Source organism: Vibrio sp. DNB22_10_4 (genome assembly GCF_052879755.1).
In genome coordinates this window covers 1-267 of record NZ_JBNNXW010000072.1, presented here as the reverse complement: position 1 = coordinate 267, position 267 = coordinate 1, and the positions used below count along the sequence as shown (strand labels likewise).

Here is a 267-nt window from a genome sequence, read left to right as displayed (position 1 = left end):
GATATGCAGAGCGTGCTGCTTGCAGAGCTGGATGTTCGTTTTCAACCGGTCGACGGGTTGCTTGCCGCCCTTCGTACTCGCTAAGCGTTAAACAGGACACCATGTCCAGAAATCACCTGAATCTCATCGTTTTCTTTGCCGGGCTGGTGGCCCTGGGGTGGATCGCGGCAGGCTATGTCGTGGGCCTCAACCCGCTCGCGCTGGTCGTCACCATCGTGATTGGCGCCGCCTACGTGGCAGGTGCGTTGGAGTTGCGCCGCTATCAGC

At 59.6% G+C, this 267-nt stretch carries 1 protein-coding gene; it reads left to right on the top strand.

Features of this window, described 5'->3' with window-relative positions:
• The first annotated feature begins 3 nt into the window (after nt 1–3).
• A complete protein-coding gene (locus ACVA6Q_RS24710; RefSeq protein ID WP_446649230.1) occupies nt 4–84 on the top strand; it encodes a DUF3348 family protein in 81 nt (26 codons plus the stop codon).
• The last annotated feature ends 183 nt before the right edge of the window (nt 85–267 follow it).

Coding starts and splice junctions, on each gene's coding strand:
- ACVA6Q_RS24710 (WP_446649230.1), top strand. CDS start 4: ATGCAGAGCGTGCTGCTTGCAGAGCTGGATGTTCGTTTTCAACCGGTC.